Here is a 20,529-nt window from a genome sequence, read left to right as displayed (position 1 = left end):
TGACAAGGCAGGGCTTTACGCAATTACTTGACAGAACGATCGTTAAATACGATACGATATGTCCCATTGACATCGAACTCGACGAGATAGGATCACAACGACGTGAGTACACCCCTGCAAGAGCAGATCGCTCTCGCCCGGAAAGCTGCAACCGCCTCATTGATCGGAACCGCGATCGAGTGGTACGACTTTTTCATCTTTGCCACTGCCTCAACCTTGGTGTTCGGCCGCGTCTTCTTCCCAGAAAATGACCCACTTACGGGAATACTTCTGTCATTCGCAATCTTCGGTGTGGGATTCTTCGCCCGTCCACTCGGCGGAATTGTCTTTGGGCTCATCGGAGACCGAAAAGGCCGTAAAGTGGCGCTCGTCGCGACGCTAATGATCATGGGCCTGGCAACCACTGCGATCGCCTTAGTGCCGACTACAGCGCAGATTGGCATCCTCGCACCAATCCTGCTGGTAATTCTTCGCCTAGTCCAAGGCTTCGCTACAGGCGGTGAATGGGGCGGCGCAGCGCTCGTAGCTGTCGAATTCGCGCCGGAGGGGAAGAAAGGCAAGTACGGTAGCTTCACCCAAGTAGGCAATGCGCTCGGAATCGTGATGTCGACTGGAGCTTTCGCGATTGTCTCTCTACTCCCAGATGAGCAGCTCCTCTCGTGGGGCTGGCGACTGCCTTTCTTATTCAGCATCGTTCTGGTGGTCGCTGGCTTGGTAATTCGGATGAAGCTCACGGAAACGCCCGACTTCATTCGTGCCACAGAGGAAGCTGAGCGCAACAAAGCCGCAGCAATCGTCGTCACGGAGGCATCTCCCCTGAAGACGATCGGCCGCAAGTATCTTGGACGTACTCTTCTCGCTATGGGAATCGCATACGGTGTTGGGACGCTTGGCTATGTGATGCTGACCTTTGTCATCACCTACTCAGTGGAGTTCACAGAAATCGATCGGACTCTCGCGCTGACGGCCACAACCGTGGGCGCCGCGATCGGGGTCTTCGTATTTTACGGAATGGGAATAGCCTCAGACCGATTCAACGCTCGTCGTGTCGTCATGTTCGGCGCAACCATTGGAATGCTTTTGGCGTTTCCCTTCTTCTGGCTGCTCGATACCAACTCGACCTTCGCGCTTTTTGCAGTCGCCATCATCGGATTCAACCTCGCGTACGGCCCGCAGTATGCCGCTGAGCCTGTGCTCTTCGCGGGCCTGTTTCCCGCCCGAGTGCGGTACACAGGACTATCACTTGTCTTGCAGATCCCTTCGATACTCTTCGGTATGACCGCGACCATCGCCACGGCGCTGCTGATCGCCACTAACGGTGATCCCTGGGCCTTGTCGCTGTACATTCTGTTTACCCAAGCGTTGGTCTTCATTTGCGCATACTTCCTGCGACAGAGTACCGATCGGGATGACGCTGAACTCGCTCTGACTGAAGTTCCGGCAGAATCGACAGCATCATGAACACCTCTATACTCTCCGGCATCAAAGTTCTGGACTTGAGTCGCTTCATCGCGGGCCCCCTGTGTTGCCAGATGCTCGGGGACATGGGTGCCGACGTCATCAAAATCGAAACCATCGAAGGCGAGGCCATCCGCCACAATCGCCCCTTGGAACGCGACGGACGAAGCGTCTACTCGAACATCTTTAACCGCAACAAGCGCGGGCTCTCACTTGACCCGAGATCTGAGACGGGACGCGAGATCCTGAAGGATCTTGCGTCCCGTGCGGACCTGATCGTTGAGAACTTCCGGCCCGGGGTGATCGACAAGATGGGGTTGGGATTCGAAGACCTACAGAAGCTCAACCCGCGCGCATCTCTGATCTCTATCTCTGGCTTCGGTCAGTCAGGCGGTAACCGCGATCGCGCATTGTTCGACGCGATCGCACAAGCAGAAACAGGATTAATGAGTCTGACCGGTAATGCCGATGGCGCGCCGTCAGTTTCTGGTTCGTTCGTGGTAGATCACATCGCTGCTTACCACGCCGTGATGGCTGCAATGGCAGCGTTACGTGTGCGAGATGAGCATGGGAACGGGCAACACGTTGACGTCGCGGCATTCGATGCGATGTACACCTCAATGGGCATTCGTGGAGTGTGGGCAGCGTTCAATGATGACGTACCTGGTCGAAACGGTGCGCGCGACGTTCTGTCCAGTCCCACGGATGCGTATCGTTGTTCTGACGGTTACATGTATATCCAGGCTGGAACGAACTCATTGTTTCCAAAATTTGCGGCAGTTATCGGAGCACCAGAGCTTGCGTGGGATGTGCGGTATCGGGACACAGCGGACCGCGTCAACAATGTAGAGATATTGACTACCGCGATAGAGGAATGGACCTCGACGCGCACATGTGCCGAAGTTGGAGCTGAGTTGCGTGCGGCGGGAATTCCGCATGGTACCGTCAACACTCCCGCTCAAGCGGCAAGATCGACTCAAGTCATTGACCGAGAGCTGCTTCGCACGATTGAACACCCTGTATCCGGCCCACTGACTGTTTACGGGCATGCGATGAGATTCTCTTCCACCCCCTTGACAATCAATCTCGCCCCTCCGCTAGTCGGGGAACATACTCGAGAGATCCTGACAAACACCCTTGGGTGGTCGGACGAGAGAATCAGTAAAGCCTTAAAAGAGAAAACCGTTAGTTCTCCACCCAGACAAAGCGATCAAGACTGTGCGGGGGAAGTCTCTCAATAGCCGACCACCAACGGCCGTATTTGGCCAGGATCCACAAACTGCTGAGAAAGCTTAGGATCGCAACGTCCGTCGAGTTGAAGCCCCCGAGAAACTTGGCACACCATCATCAACAATTTCGCAATTTGAACCATTGGAAGGAAGTGGATAAATGAAGATTACAGGTGCTGTATTGGAAGAAATCGGCAGGTTACGCCCTTTCTCGCAGTCAAGACCCCTCACCGTTTCAGATCTAGAACTCGGCCGGCCCGGACCCACTGAAATTCTGGTCCGCATTGAAGCGGCAGGCGTTTGTCATTCAGATTTGAGTGTAGTTGATGGCAACCGAGCCCGACCGGTTCCCATGCTCCTCGGTCACGAAGCAGCAGGACGCGTCGTTGAAATTGGAGCAGCAGTCACGAATGTGTCGCCCGGGCAGCGTGTGGTCATGTCATTTCTGCCTCGTTGTGAGAATTGTTCCAGCTGCTCTGAAGATGGCAGGCTACCTTGCACTGTGGGGTCGACGAGCAACGCTGCCGGCACCCTGCTCCACGGTTCCATGCACTTGTCCAGAGATGACAAACCGGTATACCACCACCTCGGGGTTTCGGGTTTTGCTACTCATGCCATAGTCGACTGCGCTTCCGCAGTGCCCGTTGGTGATGATGTTCCGCCGGATGTCGCCGCAGTTCTCGGCTGTGCTGTGCTCACTGGTGGTGGCGCGGTTTTGAATGCCGCCCGGCCCAAGGTAGAGGAGAGCATCATGGTGGTGGGGCTCGGAGGGGTAGGCATGGCCGCACTCATCACTGCTGCCTCACAAAATGTCTCAAAAATCATTGCGGTGGACACCCTAGAAGAAAAGCGCATGCACGCCCTACGTCTGGGTGCACACGTGGCATATAGCCCAAGTGAAGTCATCGACAATCAGATAAAAGCCAAATATGTCATCGAATGCGCTGGCAACACCAGAGCATTCGAAACCGCATTCGCGGCTACCGATGTGGGAGGCTCCACGATCACTACGGGGTTGCCTGCCCCTGATGCCCTTGCCAAGATTTCACCCATGACTATTACCGCCGAGGCCCGGACCATCATTGGCAGCTATCTCGGTTCAGCTGTTCCTTCACGCGACATCCCCAAATATGCCCAGCTCTGGCGTGAGGGAAGGTTGCCCGTCGAAGAACTGATCACGAGCCGGATCGAACTCGCCGATATCAATCACGCCATGGATCAGTTGGAAGATGGAAAAGCCGTCCGCCAGGTGATTATGTTTGGCTAGACAACGGCAGGTACTACTCAGATTCTGGGCGCACAAACCTCACTGCATCCAAGCAGATTGTTGTGTAGCGTTCTGCAACATCAACAGCAGAGAGATCACCGTCCGTTTTGAACCATGAGGCAACTGAAGTACACATCGTCACGATGGCGCGTGCTGACTCACGCGGAAATGGGGTCTCAAAGATACCTTCGTCATGTCCACGCTGAACGGCCCGCGTGAATATCCCCTGAATCTCATCTCGAAGACGGACGATTTCTTGCCTGTTCTCTGTCTCCAAACTCCGTAGTTCATTGTCAACCACAAAACTCGGCACCTGCTGAGTAGCGTGCTGAAAGACGTGAGACCTTACTGCGGTCACCAATTGCGAATAGGGATCGTCCGGCGCGGCGGCACATGCGTCCAACGTTGTCTGCAAGGACCACCGCATGAAACGGTCCATAATTTCACGCAGGATGGCCTGCTTGGAATCATAGTGATAATAAGGCGCGCCGACTGTAACCCCGGCACCCGCGCTTATACTGCGCATGGATGTGCCGTGGTACCCGTTTTCGAAAAAAGCCTTCTCTGCCGCAACAATCACTGCTTGTCGAACAGGCTCTTTAAACTCAGGGAGCTTGCTTGCCCTGACAACTCTGAACGGATCTTCATTTTGGCGCATGGATGACATCCTAGCTTCTCCTCGCGATGGCCAACGTCTGTAATTCAACCCACTGTCCAACACTGAACATCGGGCGAGTGACACTCTTACGGTTTAATTCCTTGCCATTGAACCTCGAAATGGCTTCCATCCGTAACGCATGGCCTCCACATACAATTCGGAGTCTAGGGTATCGAGGGCAGCGAGCCGCCCAGTTTCAGCTTCGGAGGCTTTCAATAATTGCCGCTTAGACATTCGCACAGCGATTTCCGGCAGCTCCAAAAGTTTCCCCGCAAAGTTCTGTGTTGCCTCCGCCAAGTGTTCAATCGCGACGACCTCATGCAGAAAACCGATTTCTAAGGCCTCTGAAGCGTGGACGGGGTCACCAAAATAGACCATACGACGCGCCTTGGAGGCCCCCACTTCCCTTTCCAGCAGCGGCAAAGCACCCCATGTCAGAGGGATGCCCAGCTGCACTTCCGGGAAGCGGATCGTCGTCGATTCATCTCCCAGGCGGAAGTCACAGTTCAGTGCAAGCACGGCTCCACCGCCTATGACATGACCATGAAGGCTGGCAATAGTCGTCATCGGCGCCTCCGCGATGGCCCGAGCGGCACGACGCCCCTCTCCTGCATGGAAAAGTTCAGTCATATGATCGGAACCTGAGGGTGCCAGCCCAGGAGGATCCATCCGGTCGGCACCGGAACAAAAGGCCCGTCCGCTGCCTTTGAGAACAACCACACGCACGTTGTCCTCTAAGTTGGAATATGCCTCTGTAACCTCGCGGAGCATTTGCGACGTAATGGCATTGAGGCTCTCCGGCCGTTTTAGGGTCACGGTGACCACATGCGCTTCACGTTCAACGCTGATTGTTTGATAATTGCTCATATTCTTAATGCCCCTGGAAGGTCGGTGTTCGCTTGTTCAGGAAAGCATCTGTAGCTTCGGCCGCATCAGCAGTACCAACGCAGTAGCTGTGGCGGGCAGCTTCTGCGTCCAAGGCGACTTCAAAGCTGGTCGAGGAGCTGTCACGAAGATTCTCCTTAATGTGCCGCAGCGCTATGGGGGCAGAAGCCGCCAAGCGTTCTGCAACCTCATTGACTGTGTTCATCAACTCTTCAGGTGCGCACAGCCGCGATACAAGACCAATCGACTGTGCTTCTTGTGCATCGAAAGGTTCTGATAAAAGGTATTTTTCCGCAGCCCTAGCAGCACCAATGAGTCGGGGCAATAGCCACGTACCACCGAAGTCCCCGGAAAGTCCTGCACCCAGGAAAGCTGCATTGAAGCGCGCCGTTTCAGATGCAAATCGCAAATCGACAGCACAAGCCCACGAGAGTCCAGCGCCAGCGCATGCTCCATTAATTGCAGCAATGGTAACTTTTGGCATGTCATGCAGCAGTTGGGAGGTACGCATGAAGCGTCGCAACCGGTCAGTCTGCTGCTGCAGTGTACCCACGCCACCCACGGCCCCACCGGGCCCCTGAGAAAGATCACCACCTGCACAAAAAGCTCTACCTGCACCGGTCAGGACAACTACGCGTGTGTGCGGATCGTCAGCCGCCGCGGTGAAAGCAAGCAGCGCGTCTTCCAGAAAGTCAGCGGTCATCGCGTTCAAGCGATCAGGACGATTGAGCGTTATGGTTCCGACGGCCCCAACACGCTGATACTCCACAAAAGTCATGAGTTTACCTTTTCCTACTTAGATTTATTGACAAGTTAATTGATCTGGTTTGAAGCTTCGAAGGAAGTTCCCAAATGGTTGAATTTTTCCAGCAGAACATTTTTTCGTATTTTTCCTGAATCGGTCCTTGGTAACTCGAGTTCGAACACAACATGCCGCGGTCGCTTATATCCGGCGAGCCGTGTGCGCGAATACGAAATTACGTCTGCATGAGAGACGACGCTAGTGCCATCAAGGACGACTACTGCACAAACCGTCTCTTGATATACAGCATCCGAAACACCTATAATAGCGACTTCCTTAATTCCAGGCATGTCAGAGAGAATTGCTTCAAGTTCGGCGGGATAAATATTCTCTCCGCCACTGATAATCATGTCCTTGGTGCGACCGGTGATGTAAAGGTATCCGTCGCGGGTGATCTTTCCAAGGTCGCCCGTATGGCACCAACCATCGACAAATGTCGCGGCGGTTTCCTCAGGCTTCCCCCAATATTCAGGGCTGACAGAAGGGCTTCTGACCCAGATCTCGCCGATACTTTCACTAAAAGGCTGATCCGTTGCACCAATCCGGACTTCTGTCAGCGGAAGGGGGGTTCCAACACTGCCCGGATGGACGTCGAGGTCATCCGCGGACATTACGGTGCTAATACCCCCACCCTCCGTCAGCCCATAGACCTGTTCCAGGCGAATTTGTGGGAATTTTTCCTTAACGGCCGTCACAGCCCACGGAAGGATCGGGGACCCTCCCGTGGTCATAACCTTCATGGAGCGCAACCGCTCGGCGGGGATATCGTTGCCGGTAACCAATGCATAAATCATGAATGGATAGATCAATGCATTATTCACGCCATGATGCTCGATGAGCCGAGTTACTTTATCCAAGGAAAAGGATCCGGAGCTGGTGATGACAGCATGCCCACCGGCTAGAAGCGTCGGCAGCATGTGGTCTTCCATTGAACCCACATGGAAGAGCGGACCAGTTGACATTGTGACGGTCTCGCTCGTGTAACCCCAGCGCATGATCTGCATCGCTGCGAACCACATGGTGTTCGAGTGTGTCCACACAGCTCCCTTAGGCCGCCCGGTCGTTCCCGATGTGTACATGATCATGCACGGATCCTCGGATGCTGGCAGCGCAACATGTGGTTCCGAGCAGTCAACGAACATAGAGCCGTCCACAACACTGGGGACTCCATCCCAGTTCTCGGGCTTGTGAGCGAGTCCCTCATACCCAACAGTTACTACTGTGGGCGCAGATTGAACGTCCGCAAGGAAGGCCAGAGGTTGCGAAAACCTATCGTGGGCAAACAGCACCGCGCAACCCGAATCGGCGATCGCATAGTCCAGCTCCTCGGAAGTAAGGCGCCAGTTCAGACGAACTGTAATTGCACCAATCCTCCCAATGGCCAGGTATATTGCCCAATATTCTAAGCTGTTGGCCAGCAGGAGACCCACCCGGTCCCCTGGCTTAACCCCCAAGGAGAGAAGCCCATTGGCGAATCGATGAGTTTGCTCTGAAAGCTCTCTATAGCTCCAGGTTTCGGAATCCTCAAGTGAAAGTGCCGGCCGGTCGGCGTCGTGTCGACCGGCGGCTTGAAGTATCTGTCGATAAATGATCGTTGGTTCCATGAGTACCACCTTCGCGGGTAACACTGAAAAAATAAGCTTGCTAAACGAGCGTTCATTTAGTAGTGTACATCACAAGGAAGTCGCAGTCGATGGAGGAAGCATGCAGAGCTCAACTAGTTTCGACAACTTGTATATAGATGGCACATGGGTACCGACGATTACTTCGGCCCAGCCCATTGAAGTTGAAAATCCGTACACACATGAGACGGTAGGGCAGGTCCCCAGAGGCACTTCAGCAGACGTAGATGCTGCCGTCCGCGCGGCATCTACAGCTTTGCCGGCCTGGGAAGCAACTCCGGCCGTCGAGCGGGCCCTCTACCTTGAGCGTATTGCACAAGAACTTGCTAATCGCAGCGAAGAAATTGCGCAGTTAATTACGGCCGAGGTTGGGACACCATTGCGTATCTCACAAAAGGTACAAGCGGCCCTTCCAGTCCAGACCCTCAATGAAACCGCAGCCGCCCTCAGGGCCTTTAACTTCACATCACAGATCGGTCATTCAGTAGTCCAACGCCCACCTGTGGGTGTCGTTGGTGCGATCACGCCATGGAACTACCCCCTCCACCAGATTGTGGGGAAGGTTGGCGGTGCACTAGCGGCAGGATGCACCCTAGTACTCAAGCCCAGCGATTTAGCACCACTAAGCGCATTCGTTCTAGCAGAAGTTGTGGCCTCGGTCGGCCTACCTGCGGGTGTCTTCAACGTGGTTAGCGGCCCTGGATCTGAGATCGGGCAGGCTCTTGTTGATCACCCTGAAGTGGCGTTGGTGTCCTTCACCGGATCCACCGCGGTCGGGCGTCAAATTGCTGCCCGCTCGGGTGATCTGGTCAAGCGAGTTTCCTTGGAGCTCGGAGGGAAGTCCGCCAGTATTGTCTTGCCGGATGCCGACCTAGCCACTGCCGTCAAAGTTACTGTGGCCAACTCTTTTCTGAACGCGGGCCAAACCTGCACCGCTTGGAGCCGGCTACTGGTTCCTCGTGAACTGCTGCCCGAGGTCGAGGCACTTGCCGCAGCGGCGGCAAGCCGCTACGTTCCCGGCGATCCCATGGAATCTGGGACACGGCTTGGACCTCTTGTTTCGAAGAAGCAACGGGACAGCGTTTTGGGCCACATCACGGAGGCGGTATCTAACGGCGCAACAGTCTTGTGCGGAGGCTCAGATGGAGGGACAGAGACGGGCTACTTCGTTGAGGCCACTGTTCTGAGCAATGTAGCCCCTGGCAGCGTGGCCGAACAAGAAGAAATGTTCGGTCCCGTACTCTCGATCGTCGCCTACGACGATGTCGAGGAGGCAGTCGCCATTGCCAATGGTACCAAGTACGGTTTGGCCGCTGGCGTCTGGTCAGCGGATCCAGAGGCCGCTATCAACGTCGCAGGCCGCCTTCTCGCCGGCCAGGTGGATATCAATGGCGCCGCTTTCAACCCGGCTGCTCCGTTCGGGGGCTTCAAACAATCGGGTTACGGTAGGGAATTTGGAACATTTGGTATTGAAGAATTCCTCACCGTACGATCCATCCAAATGTAAAAGTAGTAAATAAAACGAAAAAATTAGCTTTTCATTTTAAGAATGTCCAGTTTGGTGAAATTTCAAAAGTAACACCTTACTGCCTACTACAGCAACACATGCTATTTGACCATGACCCCGGGTCAGTAGCAACGTCGATGCCCTGGCCATAAACCAGCGACAGGCGCTTTTCTGAAACATTTTCAGGCGGGCCGGAAAACTTGAATCCTCTAAAGCATCAAATGCTCCGGATAGATCGAGACTGACGTCCGGCGGGATCCCTTACCTCAAGGACAATAAGAAAAATCGTTTGTTTATTGTCGGATTTATCACCTGAAATATTCGCTTGAACATCCAGGGCATTACTGCCTAGTAATCACGACAGAGAGGTCGACTGATGACTACTGTTTTATCTTCAATAAAATTGCGTGGCGTATCTGACATTGTTTCTTACATTAATGATCGCCCAGGGATCCGCGGACGCGCTGGCATCATCTGGTGGCTCGCCCTCGGCGGACTATTTTTAGACGCGTTTTCAAACTCGGCTCTGAGTGCCGGGTTGGGGCCGATGACCCGGGACTTGTCGCTTTCCACCGGCGAAATCGCCATCATCACCTCAGTTGCTTCATGGGTCTCCATAGTTTTCAATCCGATTGGCGGGTGGATGGCTGATCGATGGGGACGCAGGGTACCTATCATTACGGCCAAGGCTCTCGCTATCATCGGAGCGTTACTCGCAGCCTTTGCCCCGACTTTCGGCGTCATCGTACTTGGTCGGCTATTCGTCGGCGCTGCCTATGGCATGGATTTTGCCATTGCCATTGCCCTGCTCGGGGAAATGACCCCGAAGAAGTTCAGTTCCCGTATTAATCGCTGGCAGGGAATCTGGTACACAGCAGTCAGCATGAACTTGGTCCTAGCCATTGGCCTCTACAACATGAATGTTGGAGATTCCATTTGGCGATACGCAGTCGGCGCTGCTGGCCTTGTTGCACTTGCACTGTTCATTTTGCAGTGGCGTTACATGGTTGAGAGCCCCACCTGGCTGGCCCGCAAGGGGCGACTGGACGACGCGGCACACGCAATGTCAGTTATTTACCATGAATCTTTCGTACCCGCTGTAGTTGCTGAGCGTGAAATTGTCCGGAATTTGGCCAACCGAGGAGTGCGCAACGTTGCCCTGATCTTCCGCGGAATTTATCTGCCACGCACCATACTTGCCACAACGATTCAGTTAGCCCAAGCCATTCAATACTTCGCAGTAGGCTGGTATCTCCCTATCATCAGTCTGAGTCTCTTCGGTGACGACTTCGTCAAGGCTTCGGCTGGTTCATTGTTCTTCAACCTCTTCGGAATAGTCGGAGGGTTCTCCTCAGCTCTGATCGCACGTCGTCTGGGCTTGCGTATCCCTTCCGCCATCGGGTTCACCATTGTTGCCGCGATTCTGGTCAGCCTTGGACTATTCTTCGATACATTGCCCCTCTGGTTGGCAGTCGCACTGCCCTCTATATTCATTCTTTGCCACTCCGCGGGTCCGGGCGCCAATGGTAAGAGCGTCTCCACTCTCTCTTTCCGCAGTGAAATCCGAGCAACAGCCAACGGCTTCATCGGCGCCCTGGGCGGCATTGGAGCCGCCATTGGTTTGACCGTTTTCCCACTGATGAAGGCCAGCTATGGATTGCCGACCACATTCCTCATCCTGGCAATTGTCCCTACCGTGGCGGCGATTATTTGCTTCAGCATTAAGTGGGAACCGACCAAGTCACTTGTGCCCGTGGATGAAGAACTAGACGCACCCAACTTCAAGGATGATACTGACCACCTAATGACGGGAGCAATCAAGTGACATCTACTGCCATTCTGTCCATCGATGAAGGAACTACCGGAACGCGAGCAGCGCTCGTCAGTCCGGAAGGTAAGGTCAGCTGTGTTAACTACCGCAGACTAAGCAGCCACAGCCCGCGGTCGGGTGTTGTGGAACAGGATGCAAACACCATCATCGAAGAGACGATCAACGCCATCCGTGCCACAACAGCACAAGCCAAGGAGACAAATACCGAGATTGTTGGCGTGGCGATCACCAACCAACGAGCAACGGCGGTCCTCTGGGATGTTCAAACAGGCATGGCGGTTGTTCCAGCGATGGTCTGGCAGGATACTCGCCACGTGGAAAAGCTTGAGCAGATCGCCGACAGCTGGGACCAAGAACTTATTCAGCACTGTGGGCGCAGCACCGGGGTTCGCTCGCCATACTTGTGGGCGGCCCAGCACATTCGGGAAAACCCCGAAGTCGCGGCCTTACACCAGAGTGGACGGCTTCGTTTTGGAACCATAGATGGCTGGCTCGTGTGGAATCTTACCAAAGAGCGGCGATGCGTTGCCAGCGCAACGAATGCCACATCTTCCGGCGCATTTAGGCTAAGGGAGAACAGCTACCACACCGGTTACATCGAAGCGCTAGGCTTCCCCGCTGATCTGCTTCCCGAAATTGTCGAAGATAGACAATGGTTGGGGACCGGCAGGGCAGAGATTTTTGGAACTGAAGTGCCTATTCTGGCCGCCATCGGCGATCAGCACGCAGCCATGATTGGCCTTGGCTGTGTTGAGAACGGCAAGGCGATGGTGGTTCACGGCACTGGAAGCTTTTGTGACCTCATCACCGGCACCTCATTTCCCTCGAACCCAGGCAAGCACGAAGGAACGCTGACCCTGACTGGTTGGAGAGCCGACGGAGTCTCAAGTTACAGCGTGGAAAGTCATACGGCCACAACAGGCTCGGCTTTCGACTGGTTCTGCGAACGGCTGGGATGGTTCGAGAACGCGATGCAGATCAGCGATTTTGCTTCTCGGACCGACAGCTCCCATGGAGTGCTGTTTATCCCGACGCTGACGGGCATCAGGGTACCTGTAGTTGACCACCGGGTTCGTGCAGGAATTACAGGGATAAGCACGGCAACCACCAAAGCTGACGTCGCGTATGCACTACTTGAGGGCGTGGCGCACTTTGTGCGATCTTCCTTGGAGTGCAACGTCGACGTTGCCGGAATTGAACCGAACGAAGTTGTTGTTGGAGGAGGAGTATCCGCCTCTGACACACTCATCCAAATCCAGGCCGACTACTCAGGTCTACCTATGCGACGCAGATCAGGCACCGCTGAAGCGAGTCTGCGGGGAGCCGCATTTTTGGCAGGAAGTGGCGGGCTGATGTGGGACGGCCTCGGGGAAGCGGTATCTACCCTGGATAAGGGCCAACTCTTCGAACCAAGAATGGGCTCCGACCAGCGCGAATCCATCGCTGCCACATGGCGGCGCCGTATTGACCGTGAAATTGCTGAAGTGAAGGAAAACTAAGATGCTCAAATTACCCGAACGCCAGGCCAACCCGTCTGTTGCCAAAATGGTCTCAGCTGAGCCGCTAAAGGCAGGCCGGCCCGAGACGATTGCTTCTATGGAGACCACACACTTCGATGTTGTGGTGATCGGCGGCGGCATCACAGGGGCCTATACGGCAATGGATGCTGCCTTGAGAGGACTGCGAGTTGCTCTTCTCGAGAAAGGCGATTTTGCCTCGGGCACCTCATCCAAATCATCGAAGATGATTCATGGCGGACTTCGGTACATCGAGCAAGGCAACCTTCCCTTGGTGCGCCACTCTCTGCTTGAGCGCCAAAGGCTGCGCCGAAATGCACCGCACTTGGTCCAGCGGCTTCCTTTTATGTTCCCTGTCCTCAGCCAAGGTGGCGCAATCGACCCCCGCTTGGCTAAAGGATTTGAAGCCCTACTGTGGACCTACGATCTGGCCGGTGGCTGGAGAGAAGGCATTCTGCACAAGAGCCTGAGCAAGAACGAAGTCATTGCCCGGTGCCCCACCCTTAAACCAGAAATGATCAAGAAGGGCCTCCTGTACTACGATGCCCGTGCCGATGATGCACGGCTTACCCTGGCCATCGCACGCACGGCCGCCTTCCACGGTGCAAAAATACTCAATTACGCTCAAGTGACCGACGTCATTCGTGAGCAGGGCAAGGTAAGCGGTGTCAAGGCAACCGTGGATGGTCGGGAGCTCACCGTCAGCGCGTCCAGCGTTGTTGTTGCAACAGGTGCTTGGCTGCGGGATTGGACTGGCGCAGGTGAGGGTGTTGAAACTCCAAATATCCGGCCGGCAAAAGGCGTGCACGTGGCACTGCCGTGGTCGAAAATCCGTAACGACTGCACAGTCACGATTCCTGTCCCAGGGCGCACCCGTCGCGCTACGCTCACGCGCTGGGGCGATATCTCACTACTAGGAACCACCGACGAAGACTACACAGGATCGCTCGACGATGTGCACTGCACCCGCGAGGAACTCGACTTTCTCCTCGAAGGTGCACGTGTGGCCTTGAACGTGGACATCACCGCCGATGATGTTCTAGGATCAATCGCAGGTTGCCGGCCGCTGATCGCGCCCCCCGGCGGGAAGACCATGGAAGTCAAACGAAACCATGAAATTCGTGTCGACGATGATGGTTTGATCACTGTTGTCGGTGGAAAACTCACAACCTCTAGGCATATGGCTGAACAGACGGTTGACGCCACCATGAAAGTACTTGACCGCAAGGGCAAGTGCCGCACCAAGAAGGCATACGTCCTAGGTGGTGCTGGCTACGATGCCTCCTCCAGCGAAGCAACTGGAGGGCTTGCAGCGCACCTTTCCGGTCGCTACGGCATGGAAGCCATGCATGTCAGTGCCATTCTTGCCGAGAACCCCGAATTGGCGCGGCCCATCGTTGCGGGCCATCCCTATATTGAGGCCGAAATTGTCTACGCCGCCCGCCATGAAATGGCGCGTACCGTAGATGACATACTTTCGCGCCGCACCAGACTTCGCCTCTACGCGCGAGATGCCTCCAGTGAAGCTGCGCCACGTGTGGCTCAACTTCTACAAGAAGAACTCGGCCTCTCAGCAGAAGAAACTGCTGAACAGGTCCAGCAATACCAAGATTCAGCTAGCCAAGAGAAGTCAATACTGATGGGAGCAGGAAAATGATCAGCAAGGAAGCCGTCAAGCGGGGGTACAACCGTGGAGACTACGTGGTTGGAGCACCGACCCCACCATTCTTCGCCCAAGAGCATCCCAAGGCTGGTGCGCAGTCTCTGCAAAGTGACCCTGTAGCAGTCCCTGCTGCAGTTCTGGAACAGTTGCGTTCCATTGCAGACGAGGTCCTCACGAGTGAAGAGGATGTAATTAACGGCACGCGCGACTGGTGGGCCAACAGCATGATCCAGGAAACGGCAGGAAATCCTGCATCTCCCCTTGCCACCATTGTCAAAGTCTCAAGTGAAGAGCAAGTCCGCGAAGTTGTTCTACTTGCTGCTGAACACAAATTGCCTGTTACTGCATCCGCGGCCCGCTCAAATGTCACGGGGTCGGCCCTGCCGCTGCGCGGCGGAATTGTTTTGGATGTATGTGGTCTGAACCGCATTGGAGATTTTGACGAGAAGAGCCAGATCATCGAGGTCGAAGCCGGTGTCTTTGGCGACGTCTTCGAAGATTACATTCAGCGCGAACATGGCATGACCATGGGGCATTGGCCGTCGTCTTACGGCATCAGTACCGTCGGAGGATGGGTGGCATGTCGGGGTGCTGGGCAGCTCTCAACCCGTTACGGGAAAATTGAGCATATGGTCTATGGCCTAGATGTAGTGCTGCCTGACGGCCGGTTGATCAGTGTCGGAGACACCCCTGCCGCAGCAATCGGGCCTTCCCTTGTTGATTTGTTCGTGGGGGCAGAGGGAACTCTCGGCATTATCACAAAGGCTCGACTCCGTCTCCACCGTCTCCCCGACTATGGACGTGCAGTAGCCTATGGTTTCGACAGCTTCGCCGCAGGCTTGGAAGCTTGCCGCCAGATCATGCAAAACGGTGCTACCCCCGCGGTCCTGCGTTTGTACGACAACCTTGAAAGCGGAGTTCAGTTCGACCACCCGGATACAAACGTCCTCCTTATTGCCGACGAGGGAAATTCTGTTTTGGTGGATGCGGGCTTGGAAGTTGCTGAAGCCGCTTGCCGCGAATTCGGCACCAAACTTGATGGCGACACCATCTTTGAACGCTGGCTGGATACCCGTTACCTCACAGGGAAAAGCTCAGAAGGTTTCGTTCGCAGCCCTGGTTTCGTTTCAGACACTTTGGAGATGACCGGCCGGTGGCGTGACCTGCCCGCCATTTACGACGAGCTCGTTGCAGCTGTCAACGAAACTCCCGGAACGTTGGCTGGCTCTGCCCACCAATCGCATGCTTATGTTGACGGAGCCTGCGTTTACTTCTCCCTGCGCGGAGAAGTCCCCGTTGAGGAACGTGAGACCTGGTACAAGAACGTATGGAATGCTGCCAATGCCGTCGTTCTAAAGTACGACGCCACACTGAGCCACCACCATGGTGTCGGGCTGTTGCGAGGACCCTTCATGAAGGCCACTCTTGGCGAGGCTTTCGGAGTACTCGAGAATGTTAAGACAGCAGTAGACCCCGAGAACCTCTTCAACCCAGGAAAACTGGGCTTGCCGCTCTAGCAATCCTCTGAACAACTCCTCGCTCGTTTAGCAAGTTCTCAAGGAACGTGGCTTAACAGCAGGAGACCCGGTGAAAGACAATTGTCACCTTTGTTGCTGGTGGTGGGTACATTCAAATATGCCCCACCACCATCAACATCTCCCATCCCAGCCGGCGGCATAGGCTCTTCTGGCTCGTTGTGGACCACCAAAACGCCGCGGAACGCTGAAATCACCGCTTTCCGGCATCCTCCCAGACCAGTCGGTCCTTGTTCGCGTACCTCAGATCGAAAGGACAACGTCCCGTGTCAAAGCAGTTTTATCAGGTCATTGCTCACTATCAAGCCATTCCTGAGAAGTCAGATGAGGTAGCTGCCAACCTGGCCCAGCTCGCAGAAGCCAGCAGAAATGAACCGGACAACCTCAGCTACACTGTGAGCCGCGCATTGGATAATCCCCACCACTTCGTCATTATCGAGTCGTATGGATCAAAAGCAGGGTTTGCCGCGCATCGCGAAAGCGATCACTTCCAACAAATCGGGGTTGCAAGAATTATCCCTGCACTTGAGGATCGAACCGTGACTGCTTTCTACGGCGACGGTTCGCTGGACTAGCCCACGCTGCCAGATTATTTAAGTTGATCGACAGGAGGCGGGGAAGCCATTGCAAAGCTTCCCCGCCTCTACCACGTTGATTTCCCACCATGGTGGATAGTCGACCAATTCTGAGCCGAGCTCGCAACTTCGGCACACGTCAGAGCACCATCCCACCGACCCGGCCCGGCCCCGGATATTCGAACCGATATTGCTTCATGCGATAACCGGGTGAAATAATGCGATCCGCTTGAGGCTAAAAACTATGGCTGCAGGTCAGAGGCATGTTCGGCACCGAACACTTATCAGCTGTTGTCAACGCTTATGAACCCCGCTTTACAAGTATCGGGTTGCCATCCCTTGCCAATACCCCGTAATGGCCCATGTTTCCGGGGATAACGTAGAACAATGGCAGGTACTAAACACTCTCCAGTTTGCGTTGATTCTGGAGAGTTAATGGCGAGTCGGTTGTAACTAACACCTCCCGCTGCTTAAGGCGCCGCAACGAAACGGCTAACCACAGCTGGTGGCAGCAACGACGGTCGGCGATGAATAACAGGGATCGCCGACGTCATGGCCCGTTCAGCACTGTGCATACATCGATAGCCGTTAGCCGAACGAGAGGGAAAATGTGTCAATAAAGCTCACGTTGCAATCACTCACGAGTCCTCCTGATTGTAAGACCGCTCCGCGTCCTTCATCAGACTTTGGGGTATCGCCGGTGTCTCACTGATGAACGAGCGCAGCCTCTGCAAATCTTTGTCCCATTCGCCAATCTGAACTGCCCCAAATCGTGCTCCGCGAGTACGCCCGTGCAAGACGTCCGATGTCTCACTATAGACATGACCTGCCTGTCGGGCTGCTCTGAAGGCCGCTAGGCGCTGGTGGTCTTCGACTTGAGCCACAAGCAACACTAGGCGCCTATCGACGACCTTTGAGACAAGCATGGAGCGATCCAAGCCAGATGCGTTCGCCCAAAGTGTGAGCGCGATCGATTCGATGTCTCGACGGATACGGAGCGCCTCTATTTTGGCGTCGAAAGTGCTCATACCACTACCACCTGATTCCCCGGAGGATATCGACAGCCTGACCTGCAATCGCAATCTCGACTGGTAGCTGACCAGCATCTGGGACCAGATGGGTGCTGTGGACCGCTTGAGACCACCGCTTGGCCGAAACAGAGACAACCTGCCAAGCAGATGTGAAGGTTGCAAGCTGAGTTTCACTATCAGCCATGAAATCTCTGAGGGCCTTCTTCCGGTCTCCAGTCATCATCGCTTGGTCAAAATAAGCTCGATCCTGTTTCGCCTCAGCAGCTGGCCGTCGCGCGAAATGCCGAAGAGCAAGTTGTTCAAAGGCTTCATCGAGTGCCATCCGCAGGAGAGCGATCACTTCCGATCGTCCTTGCACTGCCGCGACTTTTTCCAAGTCGCCGGCGAGGTCTTCAGCAAACTGAATCAGCTCCGCAGGCGCATCCTTAGTGGCTGTCAGTGTCATCCGCCCGTCTCCATCTCTGTGCGTAGCCAGCACCGAGAATTCCAAGGGGGCATGGACTCGAAGATATGAAACGAAGCGAGCGTCATGCGTAGTCAAAATCAGCGCTTTCCTTCGGCCAAGCTGGGCAAGCATGGCGGCCAGCTTATCTACACGAAAGTCATCGAACGCGTGAACCGGGTCATCCAGAATATAGAATCCGAAAAACCCAGACTCTGCAGTCGCAATCACTGGACTCAAGATCAGGGCGTTTCTTTGGCCAGCGCTGAGGTGAGCCAGCTCTACGACCCGCCCCTTCGAGTCGACGAGTTCTAGCCTACTTTCGGACTTGGTGATGTCAATTGTAGACACAGAGATTCCCACGTCACCAAGAAGGGTCGATACCGCTGGGCTAACCACTGCCTGGAGGCTGGCGCTGCGTTGACTGCGAATTTTCGCTAGGTGGCCATTCCATTTTGTTCGGGCCTTCTTGAGCGTTCCTGCCTTTGCGGCAGCCTCAATTTCCGATCGAAACGTCGCCACAAAGGGTGCGACAGCGTCCCAGCGATTGCACCGCCATTGATGCTGCAGCCCTGAAGCTTCAAGCGCAGAACTGAAAATGGATTTAGCCTCGGGACCCTGGACCCACCTGGACAAATTGCCAATCGCCAACAGCAAATCAATATCAAGATCATCCCCTGTGTTGGATCTTTCTACCTCGGCAATCAGATTCCCGAACTCGGTGACAGAAGCGTCATAGCCCGATGGCAAGACGAGGAGACATGTCTTTAGAGGGCCAAGGAGTTTGGCCGAACGCTCACGAACAAGTCCCTTTAGACCAAGTGCTGCCAGCTGAGCATGCCGAAGCCTCTTCGCCTCTGCTTGCAAGTGGCCTCGCCAGTCTCCATGGAGTGATCCACAAGTTGGGCACACGCCGCCGTTGTCTCCCTGGTGCGAACTCAGAACACGGTCCTGCATGCTCACGATTGCTTCAGTGACATGTGCCGTCAGGAGCGCCGTCGAGGCGGCTTGAGACCACGCCTTCCAACTGTCAGTGAATTCAATACCCCAATCAGGAAGGGCAGCCAAGACTTCCCCATCGAGGACATGTAGACGCTTTTCTCTCACGATGATGTCGTTCGACTGCAACCAAACGTTGAGTTTCTCTATCGAGTCACACGTTGCCCATTCAAGCTCAGGAATTCCTTCAACACCTTGCCGTTTCGCCTGAACATCGACTTCTAAGACAGCGCTTTCAGCACGCATCCTTGCGGTCGTGATGCGTTTCTCCGCAGACAAGGCCGAGTCAACTTCAGATTTGACGATGGCATCGAAAATTCTCGTGGCGTTGTCCATCGCGAGACACGAAGTCAACCAGACCTGCAGGTCCTTTTTCTTCTGCAGTTCGTCCGCCAGCTCTGCGTATGCCAACACTGGCGGTGATGCCCTCACTGCGTCAGCCCAGACCCTCCAGGCAGGCGAACTTGCGTCTAGATAGACTCGTCCCTCTCGATTCTCAAGGGACCCATTTCGCTTCACTCCCGTCGCATCAATAGTGGCCTGAATTGTAAGCCGATCGGTTGTGGCTTCATCAGTCAGGACGAGAGCTATTGTCGCTCTTTCAACACCTTGACTTCGCTGATCGAGGCTTCCCCAGAGTTCATGACCGCTTCCAGTCGTCCCCAGATGCGTTGCACTGGTTCTACCTTCAATGGCGACGCGCACTGCTTCCGCCAGGCTTGACTTGCCAGAGCCGTTTTCACCAAAAAGGACGGTTATGCCTCGAGGATTGTCAAGGTCGAGATCAACCTTGTGTTTAGCTCCGCGAAAACCCTCGACGGACAGTTTTCGAAGCAGCCACTTACGGTTTGCAGTCAAAACATCATCACGGTCATCTGTGGTTGCGTCATCCACCAAGCGGACCAATTCATTCCAAGCTTCTGCATCCCCGGCCAGACTGTCGGCAGCCTGCGCTCGTAAAGATTCAGCCAGTTCATCCAAGGTGAGCTCATGCAGTTCAGTCACTTTTACCCCCGTTTAGCGACCACTCAAACTTGAATGGTTTTGGCTGATGCTGCCCGATTTTCTACGAATATACAAATCGAGAAAGCCCTTATGAAAACCCACACATCTCGACTTCGCTCGGATCGGTTGCAGGCAAACTGCCTAACGTTGAGGAGCTGGTCAACTGTTACTGAAACTCCACGACGAGCCACATATTTGCACGTCGTCAAGGTTGGCATAGTCATTGAAGAAACGTCTTCGTCATGGCCCCTCGCCAATGACGATCATCAACAAGTTCCTTCATCAATGCCCAACTCCTCACGGCCTATCAATCCGAGGCTCAGTTGCCGCCTATAGATGAACCTCAGTTAGCCGGCGTGCACCCAGACAGTTAATTGTGATGTGCCTCAGCCGAACGGGTCTTGCAAACAGTATGGGTCAGGTGGTGCAGCACTACCGTGGTGCAGCCAACTGACCGGTTCAAGACTGTCGCGAACACTCAAAACTGAAGAATCGATTCGTGC

Annotated in this window: 14 protein-coding genes; 9 read left to right on the top strand and 5 right to left on the bottom strand. The window is 54.8% G+C overall.

Translation table 11 applies throughout. The features are described 5' to 3' along the window. Window positions 1–102 precede the first annotated feature (102 nt). The 3 genes from AOC05_RS00415 to AOC05_RS00405 all read left to right on the top strand — a co-directional run bounded on the left by AOC05_RS00415 (window position 103) and on the right by AOC05_RS00405 (window position 3,954). On the top strand, window positions 103–1,461 hold the full coding sequence (locus tag AOC05_RS00415) for an MFS transporter (RefSeq protein ID WP_062004708.1): 1,359 nt from the start codon (window positions 103–105) through the stop codon (window positions 1,459–1,461). Next, window positions 1,458–2,699, top strand: a complete 1,242-nt coding sequence (locus AOC05_RS00410; protein ID WP_082357639.1) for a CaiB/BaiF CoA transferase family protein — start codon at window positions 1,458–1,460, stop codon at window positions 2,697–2,699. The genes AOC05_RS00415 and AOC05_RS00410 overlap by 4 nt, the downstream gene beginning before the upstream one ends. Window positions 2,700–2,847: 148 nt before the next feature. Further along, a complete protein-coding gene (locus tag AOC05_RS00405) occupies window positions 2,848–3,954 on the top strand; it encodes an alcohol dehydrogenase catalytic domain-containing protein (RefSeq protein ID WP_062004706.1) in 1,107 nt (368 codons plus the stop codon). A 13-nt stretch (window positions 3,955–3,967) separates the two neighbouring features. Here AOC05_RS00405 and AOC05_RS00400 read toward each other — a convergent pair whose 3' ends face one another. From AOC05_RS00400 to AOC05_RS00385, 4 genes are all read right to left on the bottom strand, one after another. After that, on the bottom strand, window positions 3,968–4,612 hold the full coding sequence (locus AOC05_RS00400) for a TetR/AcrR family transcriptional regulator (RefSeq protein WP_186760271.1): 645 nt from the start codon (window positions 4,610–4,612) through the stop codon (window positions 3,968–3,970). A 93-nt stretch (window positions 4,613–4,705) separates the two neighbouring features. After that, window positions 4,706–5,479, bottom strand: coding sequence for an enoyl-CoA hydratase/isomerase family protein (locus AOC05_RS00395; protein ID WP_082357638.1), 774 nt, complete (start codon window positions 5,477–5,479; stop codon window positions 4,706–4,708). A 4-nt stretch (window positions 5,480–5,483) separates the two neighbouring features. Continuing rightward, window positions 5,484–6,275, bottom strand: a complete 792-nt coding sequence (locus tag AOC05_RS00390) for an enoyl-CoA hydratase-related protein (protein WP_062004701.1) — start codon at window positions 6,273–6,275, stop codon at window positions 5,484–5,486. A 35-nt stretch (window positions 6,276–6,310) separates the two neighbouring features. Continuing rightward, window positions 6,311–7,903 (bottom strand): class I adenylate-forming enzyme family protein, encoded by a 1,593-nt coding sequence (locus tag AOC05_RS00385; RefSeq protein ID WP_154604931.1) that lies wholly within the window; start codon window positions 7,901–7,903, stop codon window positions 6,311–6,313. On the opposite strand from AOC05_RS00385, the gene AOC05_RS00380 reads away from it, so the two are divergent. The 6 genes from AOC05_RS00380 (at window position 7,887) to AOC05_RS00355 (ending at window position 16,549) form a co-directional block, all read left to right on the top strand. Then, entirely contained in the window at window positions 7,887–9,428 is a 1,542-nt protein-coding gene (locus AOC05_RS00380) for an aldehyde dehydrogenase family protein (protein ID WP_230085451.1), read from the top strand. The genes AOC05_RS00385 and AOC05_RS00380 overlap by 17 nt on opposite strands. Window positions 9,429–9,804: 376 nt before the next feature. Further along, window positions 9,805–11,253, top strand: coding sequence for an MFS transporter (locus tag AOC05_RS00375; RefSeq protein WP_062004695.1), 1,449 nt, complete (start codon window positions 9,805–9,807; stop codon window positions 11,251–11,253). Then, window positions 11,250–12,758: an FGGY family carbohydrate kinase gene (locus AOC05_RS00370; RefSeq protein WP_062004693.1), complete on the top strand. Its 1,509-nt coding sequence runs from the start codon at window positions 11,250–11,252 to the stop codon at window positions 12,756–12,758. The genes AOC05_RS00375 and AOC05_RS00370 overlap by 4 nt, the downstream gene beginning before the upstream one ends. 1 nt (window position 12,759) lies before the next feature. Continuing rightward, entirely contained in the window at window positions 12,760–14,433 is a 1,674-nt protein-coding gene (locus AOC05_RS00365) for a glycerol-3-phosphate dehydrogenase/oxidase (RefSeq protein WP_062004691.1), read from the top strand. Further along, window positions 14,430–15,956, top strand: coding sequence for an FAD-binding oxidoreductase (locus AOC05_RS00360; RefSeq protein ID WP_062004689.1), 1,527 nt, complete (start codon window positions 14,430–14,432; stop codon window positions 15,954–15,956). Before AOC05_RS00365 ends, AOC05_RS00360 begins: the two co-directional genes overlap by 4 nt. A 284-nt stretch (window positions 15,957–16,240) precedes the next feature. After that, window positions 16,241–16,549 carry a putative quinol monooxygenase gene (locus AOC05_RS00355; RefSeq protein ID WP_062004688.1) on the top strand — a complete coding sequence of 103 codons (309 nt, stop codon included), beginning with the start codon at window positions 16,241–16,243 and terminating at the stop codon, window positions 16,547–16,549. A 1,032-nt stretch (window positions 16,550–17,581) separates the two neighbouring features. Here the strand turns inward: AOC05_RS00355 and AOC05_RS00345 are convergent. Beyond that, the gene (locus AOC05_RS00345) at window positions 17,582–20,026 is read right to left on the bottom strand and encodes an AAA family ATPase (RefSeq protein WP_082357637.1); all 2,445 of its coding nucleotides are present in this window, start codon (window positions 20,024–20,026) and stop codon (window positions 17,582–17,584) included. Between the last annotated feature and the right edge of the window lie 503 nt (window positions 20,027–20,529).

Source organism: Arthrobacter alpinus (assembly GCF_001294625.1).
Classification (GTDB): Bacteria; Actinomycetota; Actinomycetes; order Actinomycetales; family Micrococcaceae; genus Specibacter; species Specibacter alpinus_A.
The sequence above is the reverse complement of the archived record's forward strand: the minus strand, read 5'-3'. Positions and strand labels throughout refer to the sequence as shown.

Bases quoted from the DNA above. Each gene is read 5' to 3' on its own strand.
- AOC05_RS00410 (WP_082357639.1), top strand. From the start codon at position 1,458: ATGAACACCTCTATACTCTCCGGCATCAAAGTTCTGGACTTGAGTCGC.
- AOC05_RS00405 (WP_062004706.1), top strand. From the start codon at position 2,848: ATGAAGATTACAGGTGCTGTATTGGAAGAAATCGGCAGGTTACGCCCT.
- AOC05_RS00400 (WP_186760271.1), bottom strand. From the start codon at position 4,612: ATGCGCCAAAATGAAGATCCGTTCAGAGTTGTCAGGGCAAGCAAGCTC.
- AOC05_RS00395 (WP_082357638.1), bottom strand. From the start codon at position 5,479: ATGAGCAATTATCAAACAATCAGCGTTGAACGTGAAGCGCATGTGGTC.
- AOC05_RS00390 (WP_062004701.1), bottom strand. From the start codon at position 6,275: ATGACTTTTGTGGAGTATCAGCGTGTTGGGGCCGTCGGAACCATAACG.
- AOC05_RS00380 (WP_230085451.1), top strand. From the start codon at position 7,887: ATGATCGTTGGTTCCATGAGTACCACCTTCGCGGGTAACACTGAAAAA.
- AOC05_RS00385 (WP_154604931.1), bottom strand. From the start codon at position 7,903: ATGGAACCAACGATCATTTATCGACAGATACTTCAAGCCGCCGGTCGA.
- AOC05_RS00375 (WP_062004695.1), top strand. From the start codon at position 9,805: ATGACTACTGTTTTATCTTCAATAAAATTGCGTGGCGTATCTGACATT.
- AOC05_RS00365 (WP_062004691.1), top strand. From the start codon at position 12,760: ATGCTCAAATTACCCGAACGCCAGGCCAACCCGTCTGTTGCCAAAATG.
- AOC05_RS00360 (WP_062004689.1), top strand. From the start codon at position 14,430: ATGATCAGCAAGGAAGCCGTCAAGCGGGGGTACAACCGTGGAGACTAC.